General features: G+C 70.7%; 14 protein-coding genes and 2 pseudogenes. 6 read left to right on the top strand and 10 right to left on the bottom strand.

Going from position 1 to position 19,127, the window contains the following annotated elements:
* Positions 1–527 precede the first annotated feature (527 nt).
* Positions 528–1,934, bottom strand: a complete 1,407-nt coding sequence (locus tag HC251_RS19960) for an aldehyde dehydrogenase family protein (protein ID WP_219942359.1) — start codon at positions 1,932–1,934, stop codon at positions 528–530.
* A 69-nt stretch (positions 1,935–2,003) separates the two neighbouring features.
* Between HC251_RS19960 and HC251_RS26415 the strand changes: the two are divergent.
* Together HC251_RS26415 and HC251_RS19950 are read left to right on the top strand one after the other, a co-directional pair.
* Positions 2,004–2,540, top strand: a pseudogene (locus tag HC251_RS26415) (MFS transporter); the annotation flags it as partial.
* A gap of 85 nt (positions 2,541–2,625) precedes the next feature.
* Complete coding sequence (locus HC251_RS19950; RefSeq protein WP_219942358.1) at positions 2,626–3,396, top strand: MFS transporter; 771 nt, start codon at positions 2,626–2,628, stop codon at positions 3,394–3,396.
* On the opposite strand, the gene HC251_RS19945 is transcribed toward HC251_RS19950, so the two are convergent.
* The 4 genes from HC251_RS19945 to HC251_RS19930 all read right to left on the bottom strand — a co-directional run bounded on the left by HC251_RS19945 (position 3,324) and on the right by HC251_RS19930 (position 8,013).
* Complete coding sequence (locus tag HC251_RS19945) at positions 3,324–4,817, bottom strand: hypothetical protein (RefSeq protein WP_219942357.1); 1,494 nt, start codon at positions 4,815–4,817, stop codon at positions 3,324–3,326. The genes HC251_RS19950 and HC251_RS19945 overlap by 73 nt on opposite strands.
* A complete protein-coding gene (locus tag HC251_RS19940; protein ID WP_219942356.1) occupies positions 4,814–5,653 on the bottom strand; it encodes a MaoC/PaaZ C-terminal domain-containing protein in 840 nt (279 codons plus the stop codon). Before HC251_RS19940 ends, HC251_RS19945 begins: the two co-directional genes overlap by 4 nt.
* A 163-nt stretch (positions 5,654–5,816) precedes the next feature.
* Positions 5,817–7,028, bottom strand: a complete 1,212-nt coding sequence (locus HC251_RS19935) for a DUF445 domain-containing protein (RefSeq protein WP_219942355.1) — start codon at positions 7,026–7,028, stop codon at positions 5,817–5,819.
* Positions 7,029–7,119: 91 nt separating this feature from the next.
* Positions 7,120–8,013, bottom strand: a complete 894-nt coding sequence (locus HC251_RS19930; RefSeq protein ID WP_219945752.1) for an SDR family oxidoreductase — start codon at positions 8,011–8,013, stop codon at positions 7,120–7,122.
* 124 nt (positions 8,014–8,137) lie between these two features.
* On the opposite strand from HC251_RS19930, the gene HC251_RS19925 reads away from it, so the two are divergent.
* Together HC251_RS19925 and HC251_RS19920 are read left to right on the top strand one after the other, a co-directional pair.
* Positions 8,138–9,409 carry an acyl-CoA dehydrogenase family protein gene (locus HC251_RS19925; protein WP_219942354.1) on the top strand — a complete coding sequence of 424 codons (1,272 nt, stop codon included), beginning with the start codon at positions 8,138–8,140 and terminating at the stop codon, positions 9,407–9,409.
* Between the two features lie 493 nt (positions 9,410–9,902).
* A complete protein-coding gene (locus HC251_RS19920) occupies positions 9,903–11,522 on the top strand; it encodes an NAD(P)/FAD-dependent oxidoreductase (RefSeq protein WP_219942353.1) in 1,620 nt (539 codons plus the stop codon).
* Positions 11,523–11,596: 74 nt separating this feature from the next.
* Here HC251_RS19920 and HC251_RS19915 read toward each other — a convergent pair whose 3' ends face one another.
* The 3 genes from HC251_RS19915 to HC251_RS19905 form a co-directional block, all read right to left on the bottom strand.
* On the bottom strand, positions 11,597–12,814 hold the full coding sequence (locus tag HC251_RS19915; protein WP_219942352.1) for a cytochrome P450: 1,218 nt from the start codon (positions 12,812–12,814) through the stop codon (positions 11,597–11,599).
* Between the two features lie 127 nt (positions 12,815–12,941).
* Complete coding sequence (locus HC251_RS19910; protein WP_219942351.1) at positions 12,942–14,195, bottom strand: acyl-CoA dehydrogenase family protein; 1,254 nt, start codon at positions 14,193–14,195, stop codon at positions 12,942–12,944.
* A 25-nt stretch (positions 14,196–14,220) separates the two neighbouring features.
* Positions 14,221–14,367: a hypothetical protein gene (locus HC251_RS19905; protein WP_219942350.1), complete on the bottom strand. Its 147-nt coding sequence runs from the start codon at positions 14,365–14,367 to the stop codon at positions 14,221–14,223.
* A gap of 636 nt (positions 14,368–15,003) precedes the next feature.
* Here HC251_RS19905 and HC251_RS19900 point away from each other — a divergent pair.
* Positions 15,004–15,336: a cytochrome P450 gene (locus tag HC251_RS19900; RefSeq protein ID WP_219942349.1), complete on the top strand. Its 333-nt coding sequence runs from the start codon at positions 15,004–15,006 to the stop codon at positions 15,334–15,336.
* Positions 15,337–15,357: 21 nt separating this feature from the next.
* Positions 15,358–15,906, top strand: a pseudogene (locus HC251_RS26410) (carboxymuconolactone decarboxylase family protein); the annotation flags it as partial.
* A 36-nt stretch (positions 15,907–15,942) separates the two neighbouring features.
* On the opposite strand, the gene HC251_RS19890 reads toward HC251_RS26410, so the two are convergent.
* Together HC251_RS19890 and HC251_RS19885 are read right to left on the bottom strand one after the other, a co-directional pair.
* Complete coding sequence (locus tag HC251_RS19890; RefSeq protein WP_219942348.1) at positions 15,943–17,538, bottom strand: acyl-CoA synthetase; 1,596 nt, start codon at positions 17,536–17,538, stop codon at positions 15,943–15,945.
* 36 nt (positions 17,539–17,574) lie between these two features.
* Positions 17,575–19,119, bottom strand: coding sequence for an AMP-binding protein (locus HC251_RS19885; protein ID WP_219942347.1), 1,545 nt, complete (start codon positions 19,117–19,119; stop codon positions 17,575–17,577).
* Positions 19,120–19,127: the final 8 nt, after the last annotated feature.

Here is a 19,127-nt window from a genome sequence, read left to right as displayed (position 1 = left end):
CACGGGGCGCGGCCGCAGCGCCGAGCAGCGCCGGACCGCGGGCCGCGCCACCGCCCTCGGCCGCCAGGGCGGCGAGGGCGGCGAGGCCGCTGGTGTAGAGGATGGCGTTGTAGGGCCCCATGAGCTGAGGGCCCATGCCCTCGCACTCGACCAGGAGGGGCAGGCCGAGTGGCCCTCGGCGGCGTGGCCATCCGGTGAGGTGGGCGACGGCCGCGGCCGCGAGCAGCGCATCGGTCGCCGCGACGCCGTGATCGCCGTCGGCGCTGCGCTCGGCGCGGCGCCACGCCCAGACAGCAGCGCCCCCGAACCCGGCGCCGGCCGAGACGATCCCTGCTGTCGCCGCACCGAGGAGACCGATCTGGGCGCCCCACCTCGTACACCAGGTGGGCGGTGGATGCGGCCAGGGCGAGGCTTGGTCAGCGATCGGCGGGGCATCCGGTCGTCTCCTGCACGGTGGGCGGTCCCGCGATGAACGCTTTGCGGCGTGTGGTCACGGGTTGTCGTGCTCTGCGTGGGGATGCGGGTGGTCAGGCCTTGGAGCGGTGGACGACCTGGGGTTCGCAGAACCCGAGCAGGCCCCACGTGCCGTTCTCGACGCCGATCCCGCTCCACTTGGCGCCCCCGAAGGGCTGGTGGGGGGCGAGTGCCAGGTGGGTGTTCACCCACGCGGTACCGCACTCGAGGTCCTCGGCGATCTGCGTGGCGCGGTCGACGTCCGTGCCCCACACCGATCCGGAGAGCCCGTAGTGGGTGGCATTGGCCCGCGCCACGACCTCGTCGACGTCGCGGTAGGTGATGACTGGCAGCGCCGGGCCGAACTGCTCCTCGTCCACGATGCGCGTGCCTTCGGAGACGTTGGTGAGGATCGTCGGCTGGAAGAAGAAGCCGTCGGTCTCCATCGGCCGCCCGCCGGCGGCCGCGACCGCACCGGAGGAGAGGGCGTCGGCGACCAGCTCGCTGACCCGCTCGAACTGGGGGCGGTTGTTGATCGGACCGAGCTGGACGTCGGCTTCCGTGCCGGCACCGACCTTCACCGAACGGGCTCGGTCGGCGAGGCCGCCGACGATGCGGTCGTGCAGGGACTCGGGGACGTACACGCGCTTGATGGCCGAGCACACCTGGCCGTTGTTCTGAAAGGCTCCCCAGAAGAGCTTTTCGACCACGGCGTCGACGTCCACGTCGTCGAGGACGATGGCCGGGTCGTTGCCGCCCAGCTCCAGGGTGGTGCGCTTGAGGTCCGGGGCTGCGGCGGCCGCCACCTTCTTCCCGGTGGCCACCGACCCGGTGAAGCTGATCTTGCGTGGGATCGGGTGGGCGGTCATGGAGGCGCCGAGCGGATCGCGCCCGCTGATCACGTTGAGCACACCCGGGGGCAGAACGTCGCGCAGGATCTCGCCGACCTTGAGCGTGGCCCGGGGGGTGAACGGCGACGGCTTGAGGACCATGGTGTTCCCGGCCAGCAGGGCAGGGGCGATCTTCCAGGAGGCGAGGACCAGCGGGAAGTTCCACGGCGTGATGCCGGCGACCACCCCGAGGGGGCGCTGCACGACCTCGACGAAGGCGGCGTCGTCGTCCTGGATCACCTGGCGGGGGATCTCGAGGTCTGCGTAGTACTGGAACCAGATGGCGGCGCCGAGCACCTCCATCGTCGATTCGCCCAGCGGCTTGCCCTGCTCCTGGGTCAGGATCGGCGCGATGTCGTCGGCGGCCGCCATGAGGGCGTCGGCGGAGGTGCGAAGCAGCTCGCGCCGACGGGCTTCGTCGCGGCGCCAGTCCCGGTACGCCTTGGCCGCCGAGGCCATGGCCGTCTCCAGCTGCTGGGGCGTGCAGTCCGGCGCCTTCGCCTCGGCCGCCCCGGTGGCCGGGTTGACGACGTCGAAGGTCCCCTCCGTGGTCGCCTCCGCGCCGTCGATCGTCATGGTCACTTCGCTCATCGTGGCCCCTTCGGTCGTGCCCGTCCGTCACGAGACATCGCCAGCGATTGTCGCACATGGCGAAGGGCGATGCCCCTCGCCTGCCGCCGGGCCGGCGTCGGCAAAGATGCGAGGCATGGCCTGACTCGGAGCCCCCAGAGCCAGCTCCTGTGGATCATCAACCGCTACACGGTGGCTCTGGCCGCGCTGCTCATGCCGGCGGGCGCCATCGGCGGCCGCTGGGGCCGAAAGCCGGTGCTCGCCATCGGGCTCGTCGCCTTCGCCGCGGTGAACGTCGCCTCGGCGTTCGCAGGCGACCCGAGCACGCTCATCGCCCTCCGGGTCCTCGCCGGCGTCGCGGCAGCCATGGTCATGCCGGTGACGCTGTCGGTCATCACCACCAACTTCCCGGCCGACGAGAAGGCCAAGGCCATCGGGATCTGGGCCGGCTTCGCCGGCGCGGGCGGCATCATCGGCCTGTTCGCAGAGGGCGCCGAGCAGGGCTGGACCGCGCCCATCACCATGGCCGCGATCACGGCCGGCGTCCTGGGATCGCTGGTCTTCGTGGCCGTCGAGCACCGCAGCGAGCACCCGCTGCTCGACGTGAGGATCTTCGCCATCCGTGGCCTGGCCGCCGGCTCCGTCAACCTGTTCGTGGTCTTCGGGGTGATGTTCTCGCTGTTCCTCGTGCTGGTCCAGTTCCTGCAGGCGGGTGCTCGGCTACTCGGCCCTCATCGCGGCCGCCGGGCTGTTGCCGATGGCCGCGATGATGATGCCGCTGTCGACCACGGCGCCCACCATCGCCGAGCGGATCGGCTTTCGGCGCACCCTGGTCACCGGGATGCTGCTGCTCGCCGCCGGGCTCGCGCTCTTCGCCGTGCTCGCCGATGCCGACAGCGGCTACGCCTCCGTGCTCCCCGGCATGCTCGTGATCGGCGCCGGGGTGGGGCTGGCGATGAGCCCGTCCACCTCTGCCATCACCTCGTCGCTGCCCGAGGAGAAGCAGGGCGTGGCCTCTGCGCTCAACGACACCGTCCGGGAGATGGGTGGCGCGGTGGGCATCGCGCTGATCGGGTCGGTGCTGAACGCCGGCTACAGGTCCGCCGTCGAGCCGGCCACCGTGGGCGTGCCCGACGAGGCCGCCGAGCCCGTGCGTGATGGGATCGGCGGCGCGCTGGCGGTGGCCGAGAGTCTAAGCGAGGCGGGTGTGCCGCTCGCCGACGTCGCTCGCCGCGCGTTCGTCGAGGGGATGGCCCCGCCCTCTACCTGGCGGCCGGCGTCAGCCTGGCCGCAGCGATCTTCACCGCCCTCTGGGGACCCAAGACCGCCGACGAGGCCGAGCCGCCGCTCCACCCCGGCGAGCCGACTCCCGGCCAGTCGCCCCGCCGGGTGGCCTGAGGACCCTGGGCCTCAGATGGTGAAGCCCGCCGGGCCCTCGCCCTCGGACGGAGGCTCGACCACGATGCGGCTGCGCACCAGCTGACCGCCGGACAGCTCGGCGGCCAGGCCGGGATCGTCCCGGCGGACCACGGCGCGGGCTCCCTCGTCGGTGGTGGCGTAGGCGACCACGGCCGCCGGGCCCATGTCGCGGTCGTGGATCACCGTCCACCCGTCCACGGTGGCCTCGCAGGTGGCGTCGATGGGCGCCAGCGGCCGGGCGGTGGCGTCGATGCTGGCCTGTTCCTCGGAGAGGTCGGGCCGGACGAAGCCGGAGCCCCGCGGCTCGGTGCTCCACAACCCGAGCGAGTGCTTGGTGACGTACCAGCCCAGCCCGCTGGTGAGGCCCACCGCCCCCGGGTCGGCCCGCAGCTCGGCGGCCATGGTGGCGATGCTGTGGGTCGTATAGTCGTTCCCCGGACCACCGAAGTAGGCGTGGCCGCCGGTGACCGTGAACGGCCGCTCGTCGGCCAGGTCCAGCCCCAGCGCCGTGGCCGACATCTCCACGGCCACGGGGAAGCATGAGTAGAAGTCGAAGCGGGAGATGTCGTCGAGGCCCACGCCGACGTCGTCGAACAGGCGCCGGCCGGCAGCCTCGATCGCCGGAGATCGGTGCAGCTCCGGCCGCTGCACGGGGTGGAAGACGTCGTTCAGGTCAGCCACGCCGAGCGGGAACACCCACCGGTCGCGGGGGACGCCGGCGGCCTCGGCCGCCTCCACCGAGCACAGCACCAGCGCGGCCGCTTGGTCCACCTCGATGATGGCGTTCATCAGCTTGGTGTACGGCTCGGCGATCATCCGGTTGTCGGGCGTGGGCTCCGACAGCTCTGCGGCCGACCGGACCCGGGGGAACCAGGCGAGGTCGGGGCGGGAGGCGGCCACGGAGGTCGCCAGCGCCATGAAGGCGCCGAGGAACCGCCGCTGCTCGTCCAGGGTTCGACCGGCGGCGTGCGCGACGGCCGACTCCAGGATCGGGTACAGGAACGGCGGCGGCGCCAGGCCGGCGGACATCTCGCGATCGGACGCGCCGATGCGGGTGTCGCCGATCTCGACGTCGGCGTCGGGCGCCTCGATGCTGACCGGCGGCGGGCTGCCTCCCTTGCGGGCCTGCCGGGCCGAGGCCCCGGCCTCGGCCCCGGCGATCAGGGCCACGTCGCAGCGCCCGGCGGCGATGTCCGCTCCCAGCACACCGACCAGCCACTGGGGCGTGTTGCCGCCGATGGTGGACGAGAGGTGGCGGCGGGCGCCGAAGCCGAGGACGACGTCGAGGCGCTGGGCCGGATGCTCGGTGCGGGGCGACAAGATGCCGGGCATGGCGACGGTGTCGGGGACCAGTCGCCCACCGCAGTCGGCCAGGGCGGCGCGGGTCGCCTCGGCGGCGAGCGTGATCGGGTCGACGAGGTCGCCACCCCGGTTGGTCACCTGGCCGACGCCGACCAGGACCGGGGCGCGGGGGTCGATGCTCACCGGTGCGTGGCTCGGGCCTGGCTCAGCACGACGTTCCCCTTCTGCGTCGAGGCTTCGACGATGGCACCGTCGCCGTCCCGCCAGATCTTGGCGACGATGGTGTCCTCGGGCCACACCTGGTCGGCGAAGCGGCCCTCGAGGCTGCCGAAGGCGTCGACGTCACCGTCGAAGACCCCGGACAGCACGGCGCGGCCCACGAACCCGAAGGTGCACAGGCCGTGGTTGAAGGGGGCGTCGAACCCGGCCATCTTGGCGAACTCCGGGTCGATGTGCAGCGGGTTGCGGTCGCCTGAGAGGCGGTAGATCGCCGCCTGCTCCTGGCGGGTCTGGTACTCGATCACCACATCGGGGTCGCGGTCGGGTGGTTGGTTCTTCCCCGACGTCGACGGCCCTCGCTCGCCGCCGAAACCGCCGGCACCACGGACGAACAGGGTGGCCGCCGCGGTGAACAAGGCGCCCTGGGCGTCGCTCGCCACCCCCTCGAAGCCGATCACGGCCGCCTTGCCCTTGTCCCACGCCTCGGTGATCCGCCCGCGGATCTCGACGTCGGCCTTCGGCGGCAGGGTGCGGTGGCAGGTGATCGACTGCTCGCCGTGCAAGATCATGGCCGGGTTCACGTCGACCTCGCCGAACAGCCCACCCATCGCCATGAGCCCAGGGATCACCCCGTAGGTGGGCAGCACGACCGGCCCTCGCCCCTCGTAGACGAAGTCCAGGTCCTCGGGTGGCCGGGCACCGACGCCCAGGGCGTAGAGCATGACGTCCTTCTCGTTCCAGGACGCGGCGACCGGCGGGAGCTCGAGGCCGGTGAGATCGGTGGAGAGAGGGCGTGACATGGGCACAGTCTGTCCGGTGCCGCGAGCTGGCCGCAAGACATCCGGCGAATGGTGTATCACTGCCGAACTCGGGGCCCGAGCATCTCCCGTCTGCGGGTCGAGGTGATCATGGTCGAGACCCCGAGGCTGGACCGGGCGGCGACGGGGCCCACCTGACGCCGGCTCACCAGCCGGTCGCGAACACCGCGGCGCCCTGCAGGGCGCCGACCGCACCACCGAGCGCGCCACCGATGAGGACGAGGATGATCTCGTCCTCCTCGAAGATCCCGCGGAGCATCCGCTCGAACTGGTGCTTGTCGAGCACGGCCAAGCGCTCCTCGATGAGCTCGTCGAGGCGCAGGGTGGGGGAGAGGTGCTCCTCGACGAGCGGCCGGACCTGCGGCAACAGGTCGGTGAGGCGCTGAGTCAGCACGACGGTGACCTTGTCGAGGTGGTCGTCGGTGACCTCGTCCCCGGCGAACACGGCCAGCACGGGCCGGAGCTGGTCGAGCTGGGCGCGGGCCTGGCCCACGAGCTCTCCCACGAGCTCACCGGCCGCGGGGTTCTGGGTGACGTGGTCGATGAGGTTCGCCGGGGTGAGCACCTCGTGCGCCGCGATGCGCCCGTAGTCGTAGGCGATCTCGGCCTGCCGCTTGGGGAACATCCCCTGGTAGGTCACCAGGCCGACGTAGCGGCGGGGCTCCAGGGGGCGGAAGATCATCTGGATGGCCAGCCAGTTCGTGCCCAGACCGACGATCGCCCCGACGATCGGCATGGTCCACCACAGGGAGAACAACGTGTACGCGGCGGCCTGGACGATGCCGATGAGGAAGCCGAACACGCCGCCGTAGAGCTCGATGAAGCGCAGCTCGCGGTGGCCGACCTCCTGCGCCACCCGGGCCAGGCGGTCGGCGTTCGGGCCGCTCAGCTCCTCCACCATCAGGCGGTCGAGGTCGATCAGGTCTTCCGCCCGCTCGCCCATGGTGACCAGGCCCTGGCCGATGCTCTGCTCGATGTGTCCGAGCACCATGGTGCGCACCTGCTCACGCGCCTCCGGGGCCATGCCGGCCCAGGTGCCGGGGCTCACCACGTCGAGTGCCTCGCCGAAGATGGCGTCGACGTCGTTCGGACGCTCCTCGATCAGCTTGCGCATGAGCCCGTGGGCGTCCAGGCGCTCGACCATGTCCTCGGGGCTGAGGACATGGCCCGTGGTGGTGGCGATCTCCGTGGCGAGCTTGGGGGCCAGCCGGTAGACGATGCCCTGCCACTTCAGCGGACCGATGCCCCAGGGCTCGGAAGGGTGGAACACCATCTTCACCGCGGCCCAGTTGGTGATGTAGCCGATGAAGGCGGTGATCAGCGGGATGGTGATGAACACCAGGGCGGTGTCGCGCACGGGAGCCCCCTCGGGGTCGGTCAGCTCAGTGTTCGCCGCCGGGGGCGGCGATGTCCTCCGGCTGGCGACCAGCCGGAGGACGCCGGATCCGCTACCTGGCGGCGTTGAGCAGCTGGGCCATCTCCTCGGTCGCGTTGTCGGGCACGATCAGGTCGTCGAGCGACGCGATGGTGTCCCAGTTGTCGCGCACCTGCTCGGGCGTCAGGTCCGCGGAGTAGTAGCCGAGCGGCTCGGCGACGACCACGCGGCTCACCCGCCCGCCGGCCACCGAAAGGATCTGGCCGGTGACATCGCACTGGTCGGAGGACAGGTACACCACGACCGGGGACACCTTCTCCGGGTCGAGCGAGTCCGCCATCGAGCCGAGCAGGTCCTCGGTCATGCGCGTGCGGGCTCCCGGCGCGATGACGTTGGCGAGCACGTTGCGCTTGCGGCCCTCCTGGGCCAGCGCCCTGGTGAAGCCGACCAGGCCCATCTTCGCGGCGCCGTAGTTGGTCTGGCCGAAGTTGCCGAACAGCCCAGCGGCCGAGCTGGTGTTGACGACGCGCCCGTAGCCCTGCTCCCGCATGAGCTTCCAGGCCGGCAGCGTCACCCAGAACGCGCCGTACAGGTGCACCTGCAGCACCGGGTCGAGCAGCTCAGGGGTCAGGTTGTGGAACGCCTTGTCCCGGAGGATGCCGGCGTTGTTGATCACGATGTCGACCCGGCCGAACGCGTCGAGCGCGCTCTGCACGATGGCCTCGCCGCCCTGCTGGCTGGACACGGAGTCGGTGTTGGCGACGGCTTCGCCCCCCTGATCGTTGATCTCATCGGCGACCTGCTGGGCCGGTCCGGTGTCGGAACCGCTCCCGTCCACGGCCCCGCCGAGGTCGTTCACCACGACCCGCGCGCCACGCGAGGCCAGTGCCAGGGCGTGCTGGCGACCGAGGCCGTGCCCAGCGCCGGTGACGATGGCGACATGGCCATCGAATCCGATGTCCGTCATCTGATCCTTTCCGCCGGGGGCTCTCCCCCGGGACATGTGACAACATAAATCATCTGTCCTACCGTTGCGCCCACCCGAGCCCGACCCGCCCCGCGGGCATCGGAAACCCCGAGGAGGACGAGAGATGACCACGTTGACGCCCCCGACGGTGCGTGAGGACGCCGAGACCTGGCTCCGTGAGAACTGGGACCCCGAGATGGCCCTCGGGCGCTGGTGGGAGCGACTCGCCGACAGCGGCTGGGGCTTCCCGACCTGGCCGGAGCGCTGGTTCGGACGGGGCCTCACCAGCGACCAGGCCAAGCAGGTCGACGCCGCCCGCGCCGCGATCGGTGCGGTCGGCCCACCGAGCGGCATCGGAGTGATGATGGCGGGACCCACCATCGTGGACCATGGCACCGACGAGCAGCGGCAGCGGTTCTTGCCCAACATGGTCAGCGGCAAGGAGATCTGGTGCCAGCTCTTCTCGGAGCCGGGAGCCGGCTCCGACCTGGCCGGTCTGCAGACCCGTGCCGAGCGGGATGGCGACGAATGGATCGTGAACGGGCAGAAGGTCTGGACCTCCGGTGCCCAGTACTCGAAGTGGGGGATCCTGATCGCCCGCACCGACCCGGACGTGCCCAAGCACGAGGGCATCACCTACTTCGTCATCGACATGGACCAGCCCGGCGTCGAGGTGCGGCCGCTCAAGGAGATGACGGGTGGCGCGACCTTCAACGAGGTGTTCCTGACCGACGCCCGGGTGCCGCACGCCAACGTGATCGGCGAGGTCAACCGTGGGTGGGCCGTCGCCGTCACCACCCTCGCCCACGAGCGCAGCTCGCTCGGTGCATCCGGCATGGCCGGCGCTGCCGGCGGGGCCATGATCGGACGCAATGACCTCGACCGGCCGGCTGGCCAGCGCACCGGTGGTGGCGGCGAGATGGCCGGCATGGCCGCCGCCTTCGGTGGAGGTGGCGGGCTGGTCAAGGACCTGCCAGCCCTCGTCGGACGCCAGGACGACCGGGTCCTGCGGGACAAGGTCATGCGGATCTACACCCTCATGGAGATCACCCGCTTCACCAGCTTGCGGGTGCAGGCGGCCAAGGCCGCCGGGCGCGGGCCGGGCCCCGAGGTGTCCACCGGCAAGCTCGTGGCTTCCGAGCTGGTCCGCCAGCTCCGCGACGTCGGGCTGGAGGCGCTCGGGCCCCATGGCCAGCTCATGGGCGTCGACACGCCGCTCGGGGGCCTGCTCCAGCAGCTCGCCCTGTTCAGCCCGGCCATCTCCATCGCCGGCGGCTCCGACGAGATCCAGCGCAACATCATCGGCGAGCGCGTGCTCGGCCTGCCCCGTGAGCCGCGCGTGGACAAGGACGTGCCCTTCACCGAGCTGACGGTCGGCACCAAGCACCGCGACTGACCGTCGGCGACGATCCGGCGAACATGCGAGGAGAGAGCCATGCGCAGCGGCGCACTGGAGAACATCGTGATCATGCCGCACCCAGCCCCCGAGCGCGACGACGTCGAGATGACCATGCAGGAGTGGCGCGACGCCTAGCAGGGTCTCGGCTCGCTTCTGCCCGCGGTCGACGGCGTCCCCGGTGGAGGTGGGCACCGCCGAGGTGCTGCTCGACGACGCCCGCCGTGTCGCCGCTCGGGTCGGGAGGCGGGCGTTGACGTCACCCTGTTCGAGGGCGAGGGCCTCATCCACGTGTGGCACTTCTTCGCCGGGGCGGTGCCGGAGGCCGACGAGGGCATCGCCCGCGTCGCCGCGCTCGTGCGCCGGCACGCCGCCGGCTGACAGCGGGCCCGGCGGCGCACGGGCCGGGAGCATGTTGAACATCTGATGTACGATGTTCCACCATCCGCCGCCCGGCTCGCAACGTCGCTCGGTTCGCAACACAGGGGAGCGCATGTCCACAGCGCACGGCACAGACGCCGTCCACGACATGATCGTCGTGGGGGCCGGGTTCTCCGGCCTGTACATGGTCCACCAGGCTCGGGACGAGCTCGGCCTGGACGTCGTCGGCATCGAGGCCGGCTCCGGACCAGGCGGCACCTGGTACTGGAACCGCTACCCGGGCGCCCGCTGCGACTCGGAGAGCTTCTACTACTGCTACACCTTCTCGAAGGTGTTGCTCGACGAGTGGGACTGGTCGTCGCGCTACCCGGAGCAGCCGGAGATCCTCCGGTACCTCGAGTTCGCCGCCGATCGGCTCGAACTGCGCCGCAGCTTCAGCTTCGACACTCGGGTGGAATCGGCCACCTGGGACGACGAGGGCGCCCGGTGGATCGTGCGCACGGACACCGGACGGACGCTCGCCGCCACCTACCTGGTCACGGCCGTGGGCTGCCTGTCCGCAGCCAACGTGCCCGACATCCCCGGCCGCGACGAGTTCGAGGGACAGTGGTTCCACACCGGTCGCTGGCCCCACGAGGGGGTCGACTTCACCGGACGCCGGGTCGCCCAGATCGGCACCGGGTCCACCGGCATCCAAGCGGCCCCGGTCATCGCCCGCCAGGCCGAGCACCTCTACGTGTTCCAGCGCACGCCGAACTACACGGTGCCGGCGCGGGACCGGCAGATGGACCGCGACGAGTGGGTCCGCATCAAGTCACGCTACGACGAGGTCGTACGGGCCACGAAGGCGTCCTTCGCCGGGTTCCCCTACACCCCTTCGTCACGCTCGGCCCTCGAGCTGACCGACGAGGAGCGAAACGCCATCTACGAGGCGCTCTGGGAGGAGGGCGGCTTCAAGTTCCTGTGGGGCGGCTTCTTCGATCTCCTCCTCGACGAGCGAGCGAACGAGACCGCCGCCGAGTTCATCCGGTCCAAGATCCGCTCCGTCGTGAAGGATCCCGACGTCGCCGAGAAGCTGTGCCCGAAGGGCTACCCGTACGGGGCCAAGCGGCCACCGATCGACTCCGACTACTACGAGACCTTCAACCGGGACAACGTCACCCTGGTGGACGTCTCCGACGGCGGCATCACGCGCATCACGCCCACCAGCGTCCAGGCGCGGCACGGCCACCACGAGGTCGACACCATCGTCTTCGCCACCGGGTTCGACGCCATGACCGGGCCGCTGCTGTGCATGAACATCACCGGCCGTGACGGGCTCACCCTGGCCGAGAAGTGGGCCGACGGACCCACCTCGTACCTGGGGTTGCAGGTGGCCGGGTTCCCCAACCTGTTCACCATCACCGGTCCGGGCAGCCCGTCGGTGCTCACCAACATGCCCACGTCCATCGAGCAGCACGTCGAGTGGATCGCCGGCTGCACCGATGAGCTGCGCCAGCGGGGCCACCGGGTCATCGAAGCGACGCGGGAGGCCGAGGACGCGTGGACCGACCACGTGGCCGAGGTTTCCCGGTTCGGCCTGTTCAACCGGGCCGACTCCTGGTACCTCGGCGCCAACATCCCCGGCAAGAAGCGGGTCTTCATGCCCTATGTCGGCGGGCTGGCCAACTACCGCGCTCGCTGCGACGAGGTCGCCGCGTCCGACTACGAGGGGTTCCTCGTCTCAGCCTGAGGGCGAGGCCCCGGAACCCCGGGCGGACCGGTCCCCCCAGGGACCGGTCCGCCGCCTGTTGGTCCGAGGTGTGGTCAGGGAGCGCCGAACACCACGGGCACGCTGCGGGGGCCGCGCACCTGGCCGCCCACCCAGGTCACCGCCGCGGGATCCTCCAGCCGGAAGAACGGCACCCGCTCGAGGAAGGTCTCGATGGCGACCTTCAGCTCCATGCGGGCCAGGTTCGACCCCAAGCAGCGGTGGATGCCGGACCCGAAGGCGAAGTGGCGGTTCTTCTTGCGGTCGATGACGAACTCGTCGGCCCGCTCGAAGTGCTCGGGATCGCGGTTGCCGGCCGGGAAGGCCATGAGCACCTTGTCGCCTGCCTTCATGGGGCAGCCCTTGTACTCGATGTCCTCGGTGACGGCCCGGGCCATGGTGACCGGGCTGTACATGCGCAGCATCTCCTCGACCGCAGTGTCCATGAGCGACGGGTCCTCCCGCAGCCGGCGCTGGTCGTCGGGGTTGGCCGCCAGGTGCCACAGGCCCGAGCCGATGGCGCTCCAAGTCGTGTCGATACCGGCGACGAGCAGCAGGAAGCACGTGCCGAGCAGGTGCATGTCCTCGATGGGCTCGCCTTCGACGTCGGACTCGATGAGCAGGGTCAGCAGGTCGTCGGGGCGCTCCCCCTCGGGCAGGGCTCGGTGCTCGCCGATGCGCTCCGCGAAGTAGCCGACCAGCTCCTCGAGCGCCCCGCGGGAGCCCTGTGGGTTCAGGAACCCCTCCTGGAGGATCTTGACCACCCACTCGGTGAACCGCTCCTCGTGCTCGAGCGGGATGCCGAGCATGGTGGCGATGATGCGAACCGGGATGTGCTGGGCGTAGTCGGCGGCGGCGTCGCCCCTGCCGGTGTGGATGAACTCGTCGATGAGCGAGCTGGCCAGCCCCCGGGTGATGGGCGTCATCTGCTCGACGGCCGACGGGCCGAACGCCGGCAGCAGCAGGCGCCGGGCCCAGGTGTGCACGGGCGGGTCCGAGCTGATGGGCGGCGCACCGGCGGTGAGGGCCCCCTCGCCCTGCCGGTTGATGGTCACCACGCCCACGTCGCTGGAGGAGAAGTGCTCCACGTCGTGGGCGATCTCGGCGATGTCGTCGTAGCGCACGGGGAGCCACGCCCGGTTGCGGCGCTCGGTGAAGGCGATCGGGCACCGGTCACGCAGCTCGGCCCACGGCCGCTCGGGTTCGGTGACGTAGTCGCGGTGGAAGATGTCGAAGTCGTTCGCCCAGTCGAGGACCTCGTCGATGATGGTCATGGGCACCCCTTGTCTCTGCCGACGTGTCTCTGCGACGCATCCGGCGTGTCGACCGTAGCGCATGTTACATGCATCGCCACGTGTCGAACGGGCGACGGACGGAGCCCCCTCGAGCGGAAACCTCGAGTCAGCGCGACGGCGAGGTGTTCTGGGGCAGGTCCCGGAACGGCGTGTCCTTGGCCGGACCCGGTTCCTTGGGCAGGCCGAGGACGCGCTCGCCGATGATGTTGCGCTGGACCTGGTCGCTGCCGCCGTAGATGGACGGCGCCGGCGAGAACAGGGTCAGCTCCTGGATGGACCCGCCCGACGGCGAGTCCGGCCCCACGAACGTGGCGCCGGGACCGAGGATCCGGCAGCCCAGGTCGCGGGCGAGGCGGACCGCGTCGCTGTTGCGCAGCTTGGCCAGGTTCCCCTCCCCGCCGGTGGCGGCGTTGCCCGACTTCATGCGGCCCAGGTGCCAGCCGTTGATCTCCACCATGGAGTGCAGGCGCATCAGGTCCTGGCGGACGGTGGGATCGTCGAGCTTGCCCAGCTCCCGCGCCAGCCTGACGAAGGACTTGACCCGCCCGGGCCCCACGCCGCCCTCGCCCAGGGCCGGCGTCTCGTGCTCGAAGGAGCCGGCGGGCCGGTCGAGGTGGCCGGCGATGGTGCCGGCGATGGCCGCGCTCGGGGCGGCGACGTTGTTGCCTCCGATGCCGCTGCGCTCCACCATCAGCGTGGTGTTCGCGACCCGCCAGCCGTCACCGACCTGGCCGACCACGTTGGCGTGGGGGACCCGGGCCTCGTCGAGGAAGACCTCGTTGAACAGGGCCCGGCCCGTCATCTCCCGCAGCGGCCGCACCTCGACACCGTCCTGGAGCATCGGGAATGCGAAGTACGTGATGCCCCGATGCTTGGGCGCGTCCGGTTCGGTGCGGGCGACGAGGATGCCGTAGTCGGCCCACTGGCCGAGGGACGTCCACACCTTCTGGCCGGTCACCACCCACTCGTCGCCGTCGCGCTCGGCGCGGCACTGCAGACCGGCCAGGTCGGAGCCGGCGCCCGGCTCGGAGAACAGCTGGCACCAGCCGTGCTGGCCGTTGAGGATCTTCGGCACCAGGCGGTGCTGCAGCTCCTGGGAGGCGTGGGCGATGATCGTCGGAGCCGCCAGCATCATGCCCAGGCCCGACGGTGGGCCGAGGGCCTTGCGCTGCACCATCGCCTGAGCGAGGCCGGCGGCCTGGTTCCGGCTCCAACCCCGGCCCCAAGGGGCGGGCAGCATCGGGTGGGCGAGGCGGGCGTCGGCCATGCGGGCCCACCACTCGGCGACCGTGAGGTCGGGATCCCAGCTCTCGTCGAGCCAGAGGTGGACGTCGAGCGCAGTGTCCTCGATGGTGGTCATCTGTGTTGCTCCTGTGTTCAGGTGGTCAGCGGGTGGCGGCTCGCAGCGAGGCGAGCCGGTCGATCTCGCGCTCGGCCTCCTCGACGAAGACGGTGAGGGACTCGGCCTCGATGCAGGCCCGGTGCCGGTGGAGCACGAGCCACTCAGGCTTGGGCACGTAGGTGCCGCTCACCTGGGCACCTGCGGCTGGAATGCGACTTCCCTCCCGTGCCGTGTGCGCGGTGCGACGGATCCTGTCACGTGTGCCGCCGAGGAGACAACTCGGGGATAGTGTTGCGCCGACGGCCGTCGGCCGGACCTTGCTGCCGCCGGTGCGGAGGAACCATGACCGCCACCGACCCACGTTCCGACGGCCTGGACTGGGCCCCTGACTTCGACATCCTCGACCCGGACTAAACGTCGCGGACCAGGCGCCGACGTGGGCCGAGCTGCGGGAGCGCTGCGCCATGGCCCACACCGACCGGTACGGGTCCACGTGGGCTCCCCAGCCGACACGACCATCTCGCGCCATCGCCCACGACGTCGATCGGTTCTCCTCCCGGGACATCGCCGTGATCACGCCGGGCCCGAGCTGAACTCGAGGCGACCATCATGCTCATCGCCCCACCGATCACCTCGGACCCGCCGCTGCACTCCTGGGCGCGGCGCATGCTGCTGCCCCGCTTCGGCCCGAGCCGCATCGAGCCATCGGCTCGAGCCTGTACCACCTCACGTCTCACCCTGAGGACCAGGCACGGCTGCGGGCGGAGGAGCCGGAGCTGATGATCACGGCCTGGAGGAGCTCCTGCGGTTCCACAGCCCGGTGACCATGGCCCGGCTCGTGGCCGAGGACACCGACTACGCCGGTTGCCCGATGAAGAGGGGCGACAAGGTGCTGATGGCCTTCCCGGCTGGCAACCGCGACCCCGAACACTTCGATCGCCCCGACGAGTTCGTCATCGATCGGCAGCGCGACCGCCACTTCGCCTTCGGCTCGGGCATCCACCGCTGCCTCGGCTCGAACCTGGCCCGAATGGAGCTTCGAGTGGCCATCGAGCGCTTCCTCGACCGCATTCCAACCTCGGAGCTCGCCGACGCTGACGCCGTCACGTGGAGCGGTGGCCAGGTGCGGGGCCCGCGCCCGGTCCCGGTGCGGTGGTAGACCGGCACCCGGGTCAACGCATTCCTCCACCAGCTGCTGTGGAACGGCGAGCTCGACGCCCGCCTGCGGGAGCTGATCATCATGCGCATCGGTTGGCGCCAGGGCTCGATGTACGAGTGGACGCAGCACTGGCGGGTGCCCCGGAAGCTCGAGATCTCCGAGGACGACCTCGAAGGCGTGCGCGACTGGAAGTGCAGCGACCGCTTCGACCGCGCCGACCGCGCCGTAGTTGGCCGCCACCGACGAGACGCTCGCGTCGGGCGCTATCAGCGCCGGCACCTGGGACGAGCTGGAGGGGACGGTGCCCGACGAGCGAGCCCGCCTCGAGGTCGTCATCGCCATCCCAACTCGTCGTTGTTCGCCCAGCTGCTGCGCTCGCTGGACCTCGCGCTCGAGGAAGGTGTCGACCCGTGGACGGCGCCGTGCCCGAGCCGGCCCGGGCCCAGGTGGCCAGCGAGCTGGCCATCTGATCCCGCGATCTCCCGCTCCGAGACGACCACGGCCGGGGCACCTCGCCCGGGCCACCTCGCCGCTGGTGTGGGTCGGGGAGGCCATGCCGCGGCCCGATGACGCCCGCCGCTGGTCCCGCTTTCCGATCGCTGGAGCTCAGACCGTGGCGGTGGCGTGCTCCTTCAGGCGCTTGTAGTCGACCTTGCCGTTGGGGGCTCGGCCGATCGTGTCGACGGTGATCACGCGGCGGGGCGCCTTGTAGGCGGCCAGGCGCCCGCGGACGTGATCGATGATCTCCTGCTGGGCCGGCGGCTCGGACGCGGGCTCCACCACGGCGACGATCATCTCGCCGAAGCGCTCGTGGGGCACGCCCACCACCACGGCGTCGCGCACGGCGCCGTGGGTCTTGATGGCTTCCTCGACCTCCTCGGGGAAGACCTTCTCGCCACCCGTGTTGATGCACACCGACCCACGGCCGAGGACCGTCACCGTGCCGTCGTCCTCGAGGACGGCGTAGTCGCCGGGGCACGAGTAGCGCTTGCCGTCGACCGTGATGAACGTGCGGGCTGACTTCTCCGGGTCCTTGTAGTAGCCGATGGGCTGGCGGCCGCCGACGGCAAGGCGACCCATGACCCCGGGCTCGATGATCCGCTGGTCCTGCTCGTCGACGACGATCGTGTTGAGGCCGGGCTCGAACTTGGCCGTCTTGGCGGCCTGTCCGCCGCCGGACACCGACTGGCCCATGCCGAGGGCCTCCGACGACGAGAAGGCGTCCATGAGGAACATCTGCGGGTTGTGCCGGAGCAGCCCCTGCTTGGTCTCCTCGCTCCACATCACGCCCGACGACGTCATGGCCATGAGCGACGACAGGTCCCAGCGTCCGGGGTGGGCGTCGAGCGCCCCGAGGATCGGCTTGGCGAAGGCGTCGCCGACGATGGCGACGGCGTTGACCTTCTTGGCCTCGACCTCGTCCAGGAGCTCCTCCGGGTCGAAGTGCCGGCTGGGCAGCAGGACCATGCACCCGCCGGCGGAGAGGATGGAGAACGAGGTGAAGGCGCCGGTGCCGTGCATCAGCGGGCATGCCGGGATCCCCACTGCCCCGGGGCTCTGGAGCATCGTGTCGAGCACCGTCGGGTCGCGCTCCTCGGGCAGCGGTGTGCCCAGGGTGCCGCACAGGACGATGACCAGGTCGTCCTGGCGCCACATCACGCCCTTGGGCATGCCGGTGGTGCCGCCGGTGTAGAGCATGTAGAGGTCGTCGCCGTCGCGCCCGTGGGCGGGCAGCACCCGGGCGGTCTGGCGCGACGCGGCCTCCTCGTACGGCATCGCCCAGTCAGGGCACGGGCCGGAGCCGTCGTCGACCCACAGCCAGGTCTTCACCTTCCGCACCCGGTCGCGGATGGCTTCGATGGTGTCGACGAAGCAGCCGTGGAACACGACGGCCACAGCGTCGGCGTTGTCCCACAGGTAGACGAGCTCGTCCTTGGTGTACCGGTAGTTCGTGTTCACGGGGACGAGCGACGCCTTGAAGCAGGCGAACACCGTCTCCAGGTACTCCGGGCAGTTGTACAGGTACTGGGCCACCTTGTCCTGCTTGCCGGCCCTCGCGTCGAGCAGCGTGCGGGCGATGCCGTCGGCGCGCCGGTCGGCCTCGCTCCAGGTGACCGTGCGGTGGCCTTGCTTGGCGAAGGGTGCGTCGGGCAGGTGGTCGGCCGCAGCCTCCCAGATCTCGGCGAAGTTCCAACCGGGCATGTCGTTTCTCCAGAGGTCGGGATCGGCAGCGGGGGTTCAGATGGCGCGGTCGCGACCGTGCCAGTAGGTGTCGCGCAGCTTGCGCTTGTACAGCTTGCCGGTGGGCAGGCGAGGGAGCTCGTCGAGGAACTCGAAGCGCTTGGGGACCTTGTAGCCGGCGATGTGCTCGCGGGCGAACGACCCCAGCTCGGCCTCGAGATGGGGGCCGGGCTCGACCCCCTCGGCGGGCTGCACGGCGGCGAGCACCGACTCGCCCATCTCGTCGTCGGGGATGCCGAAGACAGCGACATCGGCGACCTTGGGGTGCATGATCAGGCAGTCCTCGATCTCCTGGGGGTAGATGTTCACCCCGCCGGAGATGATCATGAACGCCTTGCGGTCGGTGAGGAACAGCCAGCCGTCCTCGTCGAGGTACCCGACGTCGCCGAGGGTGGTCCAGCCGTGGCCCTTCGGGTCCTTGGAGCTCTCGGTCTTCTCCGGTGCGTTGTGGTACTCGTACGGCGGTCCGCCACCGAAGTAGATCGTGCCGCCCTCGCCGGGCGGCAGCTCGTTGCCCTCCTCATCGAGGATGTGGATCTCGCCGATGAGGGGCTTGCCCACGGTGCCGGGCCGCTCCAGCCAGTCCTCCGGCTTGACCAGGCAGAACCCGTTGAGCTCGGTTCCGGCGTAGTACTCCCACAGGACGGGCCCCCACCACGCCATCATCTGGTGCTTGACCTCCACCGGGCACGGCGCCGCGGCGTGCACCGCCACCTGCATCGACGACACGTCGAAGGCCTCGCGCTGCTCCGGGGGCAGCTTGAGCATGCGCACGAACATCGTGGGCACCCACTGGGAGTGCCCGGCCTGGTGGGCCTCGATGAGCCGCAGCGCCTCCACCGGGTCGAACTTCTCCATGATCACGGTGGTGCCGCCGAGGGACTGCACGCCGAGGTTGAAGCCGATGGGGGCCGAGTGGTACAGGGGAGCCGGCGACAGGTAGGTGGTGTCAGCGTCCATGCCGAACACACCGCCGAGCAGGGCTGCGATCATGATTCCCTGGTCGATGGTGTTGCCCGACAGCGGCCGCTTGATCCCCTTGGGGCGACCGGTCGTCCCAGACGAGTACAGCATCATCTCACCGGCGGGCTCCTCCTCGAGGCGCTCGGTGGGCATGGCCGACACCGCGTCGACGTAGGACTCGAAGCGAGCGTCGCCATCGCCGATGAGCAGCGGCAGGGCCACGCCGGGCGCGTCCTTCAGCGCCTCGGCCGCGACATCGGCCTTGTCGGTGGTGGTCACGAGCGACCGTGCGCCGGAGTCGTCGAGGATGTAGGCGACCTCCTCGGCCGACAGGTAGCTGTTCACCGTGGTGATGTAGAGGCCCGACCGCAGGGCCGCCCACATCACCTCCAGGTACCGTGGCTGGTTCTCGCTGAAGATAGCGACGTGGTCACCCGGCTCGAGGCCGTGGTCGCGCCACAGCCGCGCCAGCTGGTTGGATCGCTCGTCGAGCTCGCGGTAGGTGACGGCCTCGCCGGTGCCGCCCATGATCAGGGCCGGCTTGTCCGGCGTGGTGGTGGCATGGACTCCTGGATACATGGTTCCTC

Origin of the sequence: Iamia sp. SCSIO 61187 (assembly GCF_019443745.1) — a bacterium.
Lineage (GTDB): Bacteria > Actinomycetota > Acidimicrobiia > Acidimicrobiales > Iamiaceae > Iamia.
Note: the sequence above shows the minus strand (reverse complement) of the source record. Positions and strands in the feature narration are given on the sequence as shown.